Source organism: Acidovorax sp. M2(2025) (assembly GCF_049330835.1).
Lineage (GTDB): Bacteria > Pseudomonadota > Gammaproteobacteria > Burkholderiales > Burkholderiaceae_C > Acidovorax.
Genome location: NZ_CP186262.1, coordinates 2,163,171 through 2,176,207 on the forward strand (window position 1 = coordinate 2,163,171; position 13,037 = coordinate 2,176,207).

Consider the following 13,037-nt stretch of genomic DNA (forward strand, 5'->3'; position numbering starts at 1 on the left):
CAATCTACCGGCGGCCGCGTCGGCGGGAATAAATCGCTCCTGAAACAATAGCTGCTTGCGCTTGCTGCATAAGCGCTGGAGCCCGTTTCTCCAAAAATCAGATGCGGCTTTGCAGGGGCGCGGGGCGGCTGGGGTGGGCCCGGCGGTCCGCGTTGCGCTGCAGTATGTGCTGCGCAATGGCCTGGGCCAGAGCGTCCTCGGCCACGAACACCGTGCACTCGGCTTCTTGTGCGATCCGGCGTCCTTCTTCGGCGCTGGGGCTGCGCACGGCCACTTCGATCTGCGGATTCAGGGTGCGTGCCGTGGTGATGATCTGGTGCACGTTCAAGGTGTCCGGCAGGGCGATCACCAGCAGGGCGGCGCGCGCGATGTGGGCCTGGATGAGAACGGCAGGGTCCGCAGCGTTCCCGAACACGGCGGCTTTGCCGCCTCTGCGCAGCGACTCCACCAGTTCGCGGTTGTGCTCGGCAATGACCAACGGCACATCGTGCGTGGCCAGCAGGTTCGCCACGCGGCGGCCCACCCGGCCGTACCCCACCAGCACCACCTGCCGCGCCAGGTACCGGGCATCGGTGCTCATGGGCAGTTCGGCCAGTGGGTCGTCCCGCTGTTCCAGACGGCGCGCCCACGCCGAATGGGCGCGCAGCCATTCCCGCAGCGGCGCCAGCGCCAGGAAAAGCAGCGGATTCAGGGCCATGGAGATCAGCGAGCCCGCCAGCACCAGACTGGCGCCTTCAGGGGGCAGCATCTGGAGCGAAGTGCCCAGCGCGACCAGGATGAACGAGAACTCGCCGATCTGCGCCAGGCTGGCCGACACCGTGAGCGCCGTGTTGAGCGGGTAGCGAAACGCCAGCACCAGGGCCGCGGCCGCGAGGGTCTTGCCCACCAGGATGATCGCGACCACCGCTGCGACCTGCAAGGGGCGGTCCCACAGCACGGCAGGGTTGAAGAGCATCCCGACCGACACGAAGAACAGCACGGCGAACGCGTCCCGCAGCGGCAGGGATTCCTGCGCGGCCCGGTGGCTGAGGGTGGACTCCCGCATCACCATGCCCGCGAAAAAAGCCCCCAGCGCGAAGGACACGCCAAACAGCGCCGCGGATCCAAACGCGATGCCGATGGCCGTGGCCACGACGCACAGCGTGAACAGTTCGCGCGAGCCGGTGCGCGCCACCTGCCAGAGCAGCCAGGGGAACAGCCGCCGCCCGACCAGGAGCATGAGCGCGACGAAGGCCCCCACCTGCACCAGTTTCCACGCCACGGCCCAGCCCAGGGCCGCGCCGTGCACCGGCGGGGCGGGAGGGTGCTGGGCCGTGCCGCCCAGCCAGCCCGCCAGGGGCGGCAGCAGCACCAGCACAAGCACCATGAGCAGGTCCTCCACCACCAGCCAGCCGACCGCAATGCGGCCGGTATGGCTCTCGAGAATGCCCTGCGCCTCCAGCGCCCGCAGCAGCACCACCGTGCTGGCCACCGAGAGCGACAGGCCAAACACCAGCGCACCGCCCAGCGGCCACCCCCACCACAACGCCAGACCTGTGCCCAGCGCGGTCGCCACCATCATCTGCACCGCGGCGCCCGGGACCGCGATCTTGCGCACCGCCAAAAGGTCGTCCCACGAGAAGTGCAGGCCCACCCCGAACATCAGCAGCATCACCCCAATTTCCGCGAGCTGGCTGGCCAGTTCGGCGTCGGCAATGAAGCCGGGGGTGAACGGGCCGATCAGCACGCCGGCGATCAGATAGCCCACCAGCGGCGGCAAGCGCAAGCGTGCGGCCGCAAAGCCCAGCACAAGCGCCAGTCCGAACGCCGCAGCGATGGTGTTGATGAGCATCACACTGTGCGGCATGGGCAACTCCGTGAGGGAAGGGCGGGGCGAATGCGGCAGAAGCGAACTGCGCGCGGCGCAGTCCGTGGACTTCTGTTGCCGTTATAACCGCCACGGCCTGCCGCCCGGCAAGGCCCGCATGGGCGAGAGGGCGCCGCCTCGGCACCCCCGCAGCGCAGGTTATGATTCGCGGTCTGCACTTGCCGAGCGCAATGCATGCCACCCGCAGACCGGCGCCTGCCGCCCGACGTCTGTTCACTGCCCGTAGCTCAACTGGATAGAGCAATAGCCTTCTAAGCTATAGGTCGGGGGTTCGAGTCCCTCCGGGCAGGCCATGCCGCCACCCCTGCACGCCTTCCCCCTTCACACCATCACGCCTTCGCAGTGTGCTCCAACGCCCGGCAAGCGCACGGCGGTTGCCCGCGCGTGCGTGCCGGCCGTGGGCCTCAGTCGGTTTCTTCAAACACCAGCGATGGCGGGGCCATGATGCGTGCGGTGTCTCCCAGGGCGTCCAGCAGGTGGTTTGCGAAGTAGCTGTTTTGGGTGTCGGGTTCCAGCGCTGCCACGGCCAGGTTGGCCCGGGGCTGGTTCAGCGGCACATAGAAGCTGCCCGCCGGGACGTCGATGGCGCTGCGCACGGGCGATACCTCCACGCGCACGATGCCGGATCCTCCCGCGATGGTGCCAATCACATCCTGGCGGCTGCCGGTTTCCCGGGCGGTCTCGCGGTAGATATCGGCCAGGGCCGAGCCGGGCTCGGCCACACGCATGACCTGCAACCCCAGCAGCCGCAGGCGCTCGACTGCGGCGGTCGATTGCGCCGAGAGCCAGTAGCCACAAGGCCGTGCACGGGTCTTGGTCGGGCGCAGGGCCAGCGAGGAGTTCCACTCCACGCGAAGCGGTCGGTCGGCGCCGGTCTGGGGATCGAGGAAGTCCAGTTCCCGTTGCGTCGGCGTGGCCTCGGCTTCGACCACTACCTGGTCCCGGCAGGCCTGCGCGCTGATGTCGCGCGCCACGAACGAGCGAACCTGCTCCAGGCTGCTGGCGCGCTCGGCCGTGCTGCGCAGGGCACTGGCGATGGCCGTGACCTGCGCATGCACGCGGCGCTGGATGTGCATGCGCCCGATGCCCACACCGCGGGTCTCGATCAGCAGGCTGACGGTGTTTTTCAGCCCGTTCACGTTCCGCCCGGTGTCGGGCTGCGTGCCGCCCATGGAGATGCGCTTGTCCTCCAGGTTGGTCGAAGTGGTGTAGTACCAGTCGCTGGTCAGCCCCTGGGCCTTGAGCGCGGCCACCATGGGCGGGTGGTACCACTCCTGGGAGGCTTTGGTCAGGAACTCGGGGTAGTTGGCGGTGGTGGCGTATTGCAGCAGCGCGTCATAGCGCTGGATGGCGTTGAATTTCTGGAGGTAGCGCCCCACCACGGTGTATTCATGGGCGTCCACCACCAGGATGGGGCGGTAGTCGTTCACCACCTGGGCCAGTGCACGGGCTTCGGGCGTGTGCAGCAGCAGATGGTCGCGGTTCATGTCCACGCCGTTGGCCGTGACCCGGGTGCCGGCAGAGGCGCCGTCCGGGTTGGCGCGGGGCACTATCACGACGTTGATGCGGTCCAGCAGGGGCTCCAGCAGGCCCTGGACCAGTTCACGGCTGATCACCAGCAAGGCTTCGCTGCCCGCTGGTTCGTTGCCGTGCTGCTGGCCGATGAGCACCACCGTGGGCCGGCCGCTTGTGTCCAGTTGTGCAGGCTCCGTGCCGCCGGCACGGGTGGCAAGCAGGCCGAGGATCGGCTCGCCCCGTTGCGACATGCCCAGATTGAGCAGCTTGGTGCGGGTGGGGCCCTTGGGGGCGGGGTCGGTCAATGACCGCAGCCATTGCCCAAGCTCGGCATTGGTGGTGAAGGCGCGGCGATCCGCGCCCAGGCCGGGGGTGCTGTACGCCACCGGTGGATCGGGAAACCGCGCCGCCACGGCGGCGGAGTACGGCGGCGCCATCGGCGCTTCGTCTTGCACCACCAGCGGCGTGGGGGGCGCCAGCGGACGGGTGACGGCCCCGGTGCGGGGCTGCTGGGGCGTCTGGCCCAGCGGTGCCGGGACCACCGTGCCGGGTTGCGACCGTGGCAGCGGTGCCGGCGCGCCCGCAGTGCGCGTGGCTGACGACGAAGAGGGCCAAGGGGGCAGCGGCGTGCTGGAGCAGGCCGCGAGCAGCGCTGCAGCCAGCAATGCTGCGGCTTTCCAGGGAGCGCGCCCTGCGGCGGAAAGCGGCAGTCCTGCGGCGGCTGCGGCCGGCGGCTGGTGCGAAAGGGATTGGTTGTTCATCGTGGTTGTACCCTTGAAGGCCTTGAAGGGGGCGCGTTGCGACGGCGATGTTACCTGCCCGTTTCCGCGAGGCCGCCACGCCGTACATTCGGTTGCAAACGTCTGCGGCGCGGGCACACCCGTATGGCGCGGGGGCATCACGCCCGGGGCGGTGCGGGCTCCGCGGGCTGCGCCAGCTCTCCTCCCCATGCCTGTTGCGGCTCCATGGCCAAGCGCAGCAGGGCGCGCACAAAACCGTGGTCCGAGCGGGTGCGGTCGCGGCCTTCATGCAGGTGGTCGTTGAAATAATCCACGCGCCGCACGTCCCCGATGCTTTTGCGGCCGTTGCGCACGAACTCTTCGCTCACGAGGATCTGGTCCAGCACGCTGGGGGTGCCCTGGTGGATGTGGGAGAAGGCCACGTCCTTCTTCAGCGCCAAGTCCCCTTGCAGCTCGTAGGCGTTGAACAGCGCCACGTCGCGTGCCGAGCGGTCGTAGGCCACCTCGTTGGTGGCGCACAGCAATTGGGTGGTCACGCTGTCGGGCGTGTCGTTGAAGTCGCCCAGCACCACCAGCGGCACGCTGGTGCGGTGCAGCAGGTCGATCACCAGCCACCGCAGGGCCATGGCCTCGGCCCCGCGCATGATCAGTGCGCGCAGCGATGCCAGCGCCATGATCTTGTGATCGTCGCGGTCTTCCAGCGGATTGCCCAGCGCGTCCTGCAGGAACTTTGGGCGCTTGGATTTGAGGTGGGCCGTCAGCACGTTCAGGCGCTGGCCGTGCTTCATGCGCAGCGTTGCCACCAGGGGCGGGCGCTCAAACCGGGTGTGGCGGCCGAGGCCGGGCACCTCCACCTGAAAGCCGGGGGGGAAGTCGGCAAACGACTGCAAGGCTTCCACCTTGAGGCGGGTGGCAAGGCCGACCCGCGGCGTGCCTTGGGCGCCGTGCTGCGTGGCGCTGTTTTCCGCACCGGGCGCGGCCACGAAGCCGTAGCGCAGGCCGCTGCGTGCCAGCGCGCCCTTGAGCGCCGCTTCGTCCCACACCTCCTGCACGGCGAGCACGTCCGCATTCAGCACCCGGAAGCGCTCACCCAGCCAGCTGAGCTTGCGCTCAAACTCCGTGGCTGTGTAAGCGTCCTGGTTGGGATAGAACATGCGCCCGGCATTGGCCAGGTTGAGCACGTTGCAGGTGGCCACCATGAGGGTGGCCAACGGGAGGGGCGGGTCGTTGGGGCGCATGGCCCCAAGCATCGCACAACGGGCCGCGGCGCCTGCTGCGCCTGCCCGTGGCCGGCTCAGCGGTTGAAGGAGCCGCCGCGCGAGCCGCCGTTGCCGCGGGATCCGTTGCCCCGCCCGCCACCGTAGCCGCCGGTGCCACCACCACCGCCGCCACCGCTGCGGTAACCCCCGCCGCCGCCACGGCGGCCACGGTCGGCCATGCTGTCCACGCTGGTGCGCATCGGATCGGGCTGGCCGCCGCCGCTGTGGCCGGCATTGCGGTGAACGGGCGTGCTGTGCCCCAGGTGCGTGCCCAGGTGGGCGTTGGCACGGGGCGGCTGGGCGTCATCGTTGCGGTAGCCTCCGCCGTCCTGGCGGGCTGGGCGCTGGCGCGCCGCGGCTTGCGGCTGAGGGGCACCGCGTCCGCCGCGCCCGCCGTTGCCCTGGCCTTGGGAATTGCCGCGGGACGCGCCCCCGGAGGAGCGCCCGCCACCGCCGCCTGCGTTGCTGCCGCCGCCCTGGCGTCCGGAGCGCTCGCCCTGCGTGGCCTTGTTGGTGCGGATGCGCTCCATCATTTCGCTGCGGGCCGCCTTGGCAGCGGCCTGCATCACCTCGCGGCTGGGGGGCTTGCCGGCACCGCCCCAGATGGTTTGGCGGCCCATGGCAATGGGCTCGGCCTTCTCGCCGGGCTCGGGCCCGAAGCCGTCGATGACCTGCACGGGGATCTGCTGCTTGGTAAAGCGCTCGATCTCCATCATGAAGCCTTCCTCGTCCATGCAGACCAGGCTCACGGCCTCGCCCGTGGCGCCGGCGCGGCCCGTGCGGCCGATGCGGTGCACATAGTCTTCGGGGACGTTGGGGATTTCATAGTTGACGACGTGCGGCAGGTCGTCAATGTCGATGCCCCGGGCAGCGATGTCGGTGGCCACCAGGGCGCGGATATCGCCGCTCTTGAAGCCGGCCAGTGCCTGCGTGCGGGCGCTCTGGCTCTTGTTGCCGTGCAGGGCCATGGCGGACACGCCATTCTTGGTCAGGAATTCGGCCACGTTGTTGGCGCCGAACTTGGTGCGGGTGAACACCAGCACCTGGCTCCAGTTGTGCTGCTGGATGATGTGCAGCAGCACCTGTTTCTTCTTGCCGCGCCCCACGGGGTGGATGACCTGCGTGATGCGCTGGACGGTGGTGTTGCGGGGGGTGACCTGGATGCTCTGGGGGTTCTTGAGCAGCGTGCCGGCCAGTTCGCGGATCTCGTCGCTGAACGTGGCCGAGAACAGCAGGCTCTGCTTGTCCTTGGGCACCAGGGCCAGCACCTTCTTCACGTCGTGGATGAAGCCCATGTCCAGCATGCGGTCGGCCTCGTCCAGCACCAGCACCTGCACGGTGGAGAGGTCCAGGAAGCCCTGCTGCTGCAGGTCCAGCAGCCGGCCCGGGGTGGCCACCAGCACGTCCACGCCGCGCTTGATGCGGTCGATCTGCGGGTTCATGCCCACGCCGCCAAAGACCACGGTGGAAGTAAGGTCGAGGTACTTGCCGTACTCGCGGACCGATTCTTCCACCTGCGCGGCCAGTTCGCGGGTCGGGGTCAGCACCAGGGCGCGCACGCCCTTGCCGCCGAACTTGCTCTTGGGTGCGGTGCCCTGGGCAAGGCGGTGCAGCATGGGCAGGGTGAACGCGGCGGTCTTGCCGGTGCCGGTCTGTGCGCCGGCCAGCAGGTCGTGGCCTTCCAGCACGGCGGGAATGGCCTGCGCCTGGATGGGCGTGGGGGTTTCGTAGCCCGTTTCGTGCACGGCCTTCAGAATGGCAGGAGCCAGGTTCAGTTCATCAAATGTCATGTCGTCGGATGCGCCCGTCCGGGGCGCTGGGTATCGGCCTGTCGTGCAACCCGGAGGTTGTCGAGCCAGTCTCTCAGGCTGATGAGGTTCAGGATTGGGAGCCTGGAAGCGTGGCTTCCGTCGTCCCCAGCAGAGTGCTGATGCGGCGGGCAACTGGAGTCCGCAGCGCCGATTATTGTCGCATGCCCCGATAATTGCGGTTTGCTGGCGGAAATTCCGCGCTTCTTTTTCCTAGAAACGACACCAATGGCCCAATACGTTTATTCGATGAACCGTGTCTCCAAGACCGTGCCGCCCAAGCGGCAGATCTTGAAGGACATCTCCCTGAGTTTCTTCCCCGGCGCCAAGATCGGCGTGCTGGGCCTGAACGGCTCGGGCAAGTCCACCTTGCTCAAGATCATGGCCGGGGTGGACAAGGAGATCGAGGGCGAAGCCATCCCCATGCCGGGCATCAAGATCGGCTACCTGCCGCAGGAGCCGCAGCTCAACCCCGAGCACACCGTGCGCGAGAGCGTCGAGGAGGCCATGGGCGAGGTGTTTGCCGCCAAGGCCAAGCTCGAAGAGGTGTATGCCGCCTATGCCGAGCCCGATGCCGACTTTGACGCCCTGGCCGCCGAACAGGCGCGGCTGGAAGCCATCATCGCCACCGCGGGCACCGATTCCGAGCACCAGCTGGAGATCGCCGCCGACGCACTGCGCCTGCCCCCCTGGGACGCCAAGATCGGCGTGCTCTCCGGCGGTGAGAAGCGCCGTATTGCGCTGTGCCGCCTGCTGCTGTCCAAGCCCGACATGCTGTTGCTGGACGAGCCGACCAACCACCTGGACGCCGAGTCCGTGGATTGGCTGGAGCAGTTCCTGCACCGCTTCCCTGGCACCGTGGTGGCCATCACCCACGACCGCTACTTCCTGGACAACGCGGCCGAGTGGATTCTGGAACTGGACCGCGGCCACGGCATTCCGTACAAGGGCAACTATTCCGAGTGGCTGCTGCAAAAGCAAAACCGCCTGGAGGCCGAGCAAAAGGGCGAGGAAGCCCGTGCCAAGGCCCTGAAGAAGGAACTGGAGTGGGTGCGCCAGAACGCCAAGGGCCGCCAGGCCAAGAGCAAGGCGCGTATTGCCCGATTCGAGGAACTGAGCGACTACGAATACCAGCGCCGCAACGAAACGCAGGAAATCTTCATCCCTGTGGCCGAGCGTCTGGGCACCCAGGTCATCGAGTTCAAGAACGTCACCAAGTCGTTTGGCGACCGCGTGCTGATCGACAACCTGAGCTTCAACGTGCCCGCGGGCGCCATCGTGGGGATCATCGGCCCCAACGGCGCCGGCAAGTCCACGCTGTTCAAGCTGATTGCGGGCCGCGAGCAGCCCGACAGCGGCGAGGTGGTGATCGGCTCCACCGTGAAGATGGCCTTCGTGGACCAGCACCGCGATGCCCTGTCCGACGAAAAGACCGTGTGGGAAGACATCTCGGGCGGCCTGGACATGATCAACATCGGCAAGTTCACCATGGCCAGCCGGGCCTACGCGGGGCGCTTCAACTTCAACGGCGGCGACCAGCAGAAAAAGGTGGGCATGCTCTCGGGCGGTGAACGCGGCCGCCTGCACCTGGCCAAGACACTGATCCAGGGCGGCAACGTGCTGCTGCTGGACGAGCCTTCCAACGACCTGGACGTGGAAACCCTGCGTGCCCTGGAAGACGCGCTGCTGGAATATGCGGGCACGGTGTTGGTTATCAGCCACGACCGCTGGTTCCTCGACCGGATCGCCACGCACATCCTTGCGGCCGAAGGTGATAGCCAATGGACGTTTTTTGACGGCAATTACCAGGAATACGAAGCCGACAAGAAAAAGCGCCTGGGCGAAGAGGGTGCCAAGCCCAAGCGCATGCGCTACAAGGCCCTCAAATAAGGGGCCGAGTCCAGTACGATTGCAACCGGAAGTAATTCGCTCGACCGTCTCCTCCCCACCATGCATTCGCCCGCGTCCCGTTCGCGAACAGTTTTTCGCGCCTGCGTCGTCAATGCGGTGCGTGGCGGCGAAGCGCTGATGCAGGAACTCGTCAAGGTCACGCAGTCGGCCTTGACGGAGGAGGAGTCGGTCGTGCGCAACATCCAGCAGCGCAATCTGGTCAGCGACGGCCTGCGGCTGCTCAACCAGCACGAGGCCGCGCTCGTCAAGGGCTATTCCATGGCCCTGCTGGAGATCTTTGCCGAGGGTCCGTCCGCCGCCCGCGGCCGCAGTCCCGCCGAGGAAACCGGCATGGACTTTGGCGAGCTCTCGCTCATGGACGACAACGAGATGCAGGCGCAGGTGGAGCTGTCCAAGGCCCAGCAGTCGGCACTGCATGCCACCGATGCCGTCCTGGCGGAGCTCAACACCCTGGTCAGTTCCGCCCAGGGGCTGCGCAGCGTGCAGCCCGAGCGCAACCCCCTGCGGCCGGAGAGCTACATCCGAGCGCTCCAGCAGGTGGTGGCAGATACCGGCGTGCCGGCCGAGGTGCGGCAGCTGTGGATGCAGCACATGCGCGACCTGCTGGGCAAGCTGCTGGTGGCCGAATACAAGAAGGCGGCGGACAGCCTGCGCGAGCACGGGGTGCAGCCGGTCGGCTATGCGGTGTTGGGAACGCCTTCCGGAAATTCCGGGCGCGGCACGGGCGGCTATGGCGGCGCGGGCCCGCACACGGGCATGGGCATGGGCATGGGCACGGGTTACGGCGGCGGATATTCCGGCTACGGACACTCCCTGAGCGCCCCGATGGGAAGCGACTACGGCCCCGCGGGCTACGGCCGCCCCACCGGCCCCGCCACGGGGTGGAGCGGCGAATCCCTGCAGCCCGGCATCGCACCCGATGCCGAAGAGGCGCTGCTGACGGTGGGCATCCTGCGCCAGATGCTGGCGGGCGGGGATCCCTTCGACCCCCGGCCGTATGGCGCCGTGCCGTCGCAACCCGTGGCGCTGCCGCCGGGGTGGAGCGGCGGACAGCCGGGCGCTGCCGCAGCCGTGGGCGCCGTGCCGGCGGCGGTGCCCGCGGGCACCTACTATCCCGCCGGTGCGGCCGCGGAGGCGCTGGAAGACATGGCGCAGCTGGAGCGCCTGGTGGGGCGCCTTGCGGGCAGCGTGTCCACCACGGCTTCGCTGCAGGCGCCGCTGTCGGGCTGGCGCGGCCCGGGCGTGACGCCCGTGGTGTATGCCGCCATGCCCATGGAGGCGGCCGCGCAGTCGACGGCGATGGCGGTCGAGGTGGTCGGCCGCATGATGGACAACATTGCCCAGGACACCCGTCTGCTGCCGCCGGTGCAGCAGGCCCTGCGGCGCCTGGAGCCGCCGCTCAAGCAGCTGGTGGTGAACGATGGGCGGTTCTTTACCGACGCCAACCACCCCGCGCGCCGGCTGCTGGACGAGCTGACCCAGCGTGCGCTGGTCTTCACCGAAGAGTCCGCGCCGGGGTTTGGCAGCTTCATGCGGCTGGTGCAGGGCGCCGTCGAGCACCTGACCACCCACGAGATCAAGGACGCCGCGCCGTTCAACATGGTCCTCAAGGCCCTGATGGCCGCCTGGGAAACCCAGGAGCAAAAAATCAAGGCCCACCAGCAGGCGCAGCAGCAGGCCGCGTTGCAGGCAGAGCAGCGGCTGATGCTGGCGGAGAAGACCGCGGCAGACATCCGGCGGCTGCCGGACGTGGAGAACGTGCCGGCCGACGTGCTGGATTTTGCAGCCGGTCCGTGGTCGGATGTGATCGCCCTGGCGCAGGTGCTCAAGGGCGGCGACGGCCAGAACGAGGACCCGGGCGGCTACCTGGCGCTGGTGCCCGTGCTCCTGTGGAGTGCCCAGCCTGAACTCACGCGGCAGGAACCCGACCGCCTGAACGAAGCCATTCCCGGCCTGCTGGCCAAATTGCGCAAGGGGCTCAAGACGATTGACTACCCCCCGGTGCAGACCAGCGCCTTCCTGCAGCGGCTGGTGGGCTTGCACCAGGCGGCCTTCGAGAAGCCGGCCCCCGCGGCGGCGCCAAAGCCTGAGCCGGTGGTGGAGGCCGAAGCCGCGCCCGTACCGAGCGCGGAGCCTGATGAGGCGCCTGCGGCCTCGTCGGAGCTGGTGCCTGTGGACGCGGGCCCGTCGGTGGCCGGGGCGGTGGAAGAGGTCCCCGACCCGTTTGCGGATTTCGTCATCGGTGCGTGGGTGGAGCTCGTCACCAATGGCCGGGTGGTGCGCACGCAGCTGACCTGGGCCAGCCCGCACGGCACGCTGTTTCTCTTCACGGCCGCCGATGCGAGCACGCAGTCCATGACCCGGCGCATGCGCGACAAGCTGGCGGCAGAAGGCTCCCTGCGCGTGGTTCCGCCCGAAGCCCTGGCCTCCGGCGCCGGGAGTGCGTCGGCAGCGGACCCCTCGCGCCGGTCATCCGCCCGGAAACCGGCGTCCACCGCCCGTTCCTCCAAGGCCCGCTGAGCGGTTGGCGCCGCCTTCGCGCGCCGGAGCGATCCGGGCAGCGATGGGCCCGGGCGGTCAGGTGCGCAGCAGCTTCTTGCGCACCAGGTGGATGTGGTTGCGCAGCGCGTAGAGCTCGTCGGCGTAGGACAGGGGCACGCTCACCTTTTCCACCTGGGCTTCCAGCGCGTTGAGCGCCTGGACCGTTGCGTCCGTGTCGGCCTTGCCGGCTTCCACCGCGTTCTCGATCTCGCGCAGGCGCCCGTACCAGCGGAAGACCCGCGAGCGCACGCGGAACTGGTAGAGCGGCGGGACCACGCGCGACAGCGGCAGCATGACCGCCAGCAAGATGCCCAGCACCAGCCACATGCGTTCGATCAGGTTGGCCAGCCAGAACGGCAGGTAGCGCTGCAGCATGGGCACCGGCTCGTTCATGGCGCGGTCGCCTTCCTTGGCAATGGGCAGTTCGCTGTTGCGCGAGTTGGGAAACTCCCGGGCGCGGTTGAACCAGCCCGCGCCGCCGTGCATCTTTTGCGCGTTCTGCGCAAACAGCGTGAGCAAGGCGGGGTGGGTGCCGTCGCGGGCCAGCAGGGACGTGGTCGACGCGACCAGGCGCACATCGCGCTGGGGCACGTTGCTGGCCAGGTCCACCACGCCACGCGGCAGCGTCACCGGGCTCAGGAAGGGGAAGCGCCGCGCATAGGCTTCGTGCTGGGCAAAGTCCAGCAGCTGAACGCCCGGCGTCTGCAGCAGCATCTGCACCATCAGCGACTCGGGGGCCGAGGCGAACACCAGCGCGTCCAGCCGGCCCGCCAGGAACTCCACGGTGGCGGGTGTCTGCTCCAGGCGGGACATCTTGACTGCGCCCGGCGGCACCTTGTTGGCGTCGAGCAGGCGTTCCATGAGCTTGGGCACGCCGCTGCCGTCCGAGCCCACGTTGACCCGCCAGCCCCGCAGCTGGCGCAGGCTGTCGATGCGCGGGGCTTTGGCCAGGCGCTGGGCCGTCTCTGTGCGGTAGAACAGCCACACGGGTTCGACAAACAGGCTGCCCAGGGACACGAGCGTGTCCGCGTCGTCGGGTTGCAGCTCGGCCGTGCCGCCCTGAACAAAGGCCACGTCGGCCTGGCCGTCGCGCAGCAGCTGCAGGTTGTGGGACGAGCCTTCGCTGGGCAGCAGCCGCACCTGGATGCCGTCCACGGCCAGGGCGCTCTGGTAGCGCTTGCCGAATTCCTCGTAGGCGCTTTGCGCGGGGCCCGTGGCCAGCGTGACGGTGGCAGGCGGGGTCGGGTTCAGCCACCAGTAGGCGAGCAGCAGCAGGCCCACGCCCAGAAAGGCGAGGGGGCCGGCCGAAACGATCAGGTCGCGCAGGGTGAGCAGGGTGTTGCGAAAAGCCTGGGGCATGGGGGGATGGTAGCTGTCACAGAAGAGGCTCCGGCGC

General features: G+C 68.6%; 7 protein-coding genes and 1 tRNA gene. 3 read left to right on the plus strand and 5 right to left on the minus strand.

Annotated features, from left to right (window positions below; all coding sequences use genetic code 11):
• Positions 1-97: 97 nt before the first annotated feature.
• Positions 98-1,846: a cation:proton antiporter gene (locus ACOYR3_RS10065; RefSeq protein ID WP_422846287.1), complete on the minus strand. Its 1,749-nt coding sequence runs from the start codon at positions 1,844-1,846 to the stop codon at positions 98-100.
• A 237-nt stretch (positions 1,847-2,083) separates the two neighbouring features.
• Between ACOYR3_RS10065 and ACOYR3_RS10070 the strand changes: the two genes are divergently transcribed.
• Positions 2,084-2,160: transfer RNA gene (locus ACOYR3_RS10070), tRNA-Arg, on the plus strand.
• A 111-nt stretch (positions 2,161-2,271) separates the two neighbouring features.
• Here ACOYR3_RS10070 and ACOYR3_RS10075 read toward each other — a convergent pair.
• The 3 genes from ACOYR3_RS10075 to ACOYR3_RS10085 form a co-directional block, all read right to left on the minus strand.
• The gene (locus ACOYR3_RS10075) at positions 2,272-4,143 is read right to left on the minus strand and encodes a M14 family zinc carboxypeptidase (protein WP_422846288.1); all 1,872 of its coding nucleotides are present in this window, start codon (positions 4,141-4,143) and stop codon (positions 2,272-2,274) included.
• A gap of 137 nt (positions 4,144-4,280) precedes the next feature.
• A complete protein-coding gene (locus ACOYR3_RS10080) occupies positions 4,281-5,360 on the minus strand; it encodes an endonuclease/exonuclease/phosphatase family protein (RefSeq protein WP_422846289.1) in 1,080 nt (359 codons plus the stop codon).
• 56 nt (positions 5,361-5,416) lie between these two features.
• Positions 5,417-7,171: a DEAD/DEAH box helicase gene (locus ACOYR3_RS10085; RefSeq protein WP_422846290.1), complete on the minus strand. Its 1,755-nt coding sequence runs from the start codon at positions 7,169-7,171 to the stop codon at positions 5,417-5,419.
• Between the two features lie 246 nt (positions 7,172-7,417).
• Here ACOYR3_RS10085 and ettA point away from each other — a divergent pair, with 246 nt between their 5' ends.
• Both ettA and ACOYR3_RS10095 read left to right on the plus strand, forming a co-directional pair.
• Positions 7,418-9,079: an energy-dependent translational throttle protein EttA gene (gene ettA, locus ACOYR3_RS10090; RefSeq protein WP_422846291.1), complete on the plus strand. Its 1,662-nt coding sequence runs from the start codon at positions 7,418-7,420 to the stop codon at positions 9,077-9,079.
• Positions 9,080-9,139: 60 nt separating this feature from the next.
• The gene (locus tag ACOYR3_RS10095; RefSeq protein ID WP_422846292.1) at positions 9,140-11,620 is read left to right on the plus strand and encodes a DUF1631 family protein; all 2,481 of its coding nucleotides are present in this window, start codon (positions 9,140-9,142) and stop codon (positions 11,618-11,620) included.
• 57 nt (positions 11,621-11,677) lie between these two features.
• On the opposite strand, the gene ACOYR3_RS10100 is transcribed toward ACOYR3_RS10095, so the two are convergent.
• The gene (locus ACOYR3_RS10100) at positions 11,678-13,000 is read right to left on the minus strand and encodes a TAXI family TRAP transporter solute-binding subunit (protein WP_422846293.1); all 1,323 of its coding nucleotides are present in this window, start codon (positions 12,998-13,000) and stop codon (positions 11,678-11,680) included.
• Between the last annotated feature and the right edge of the window lie 37 nt (positions 13,001-13,037).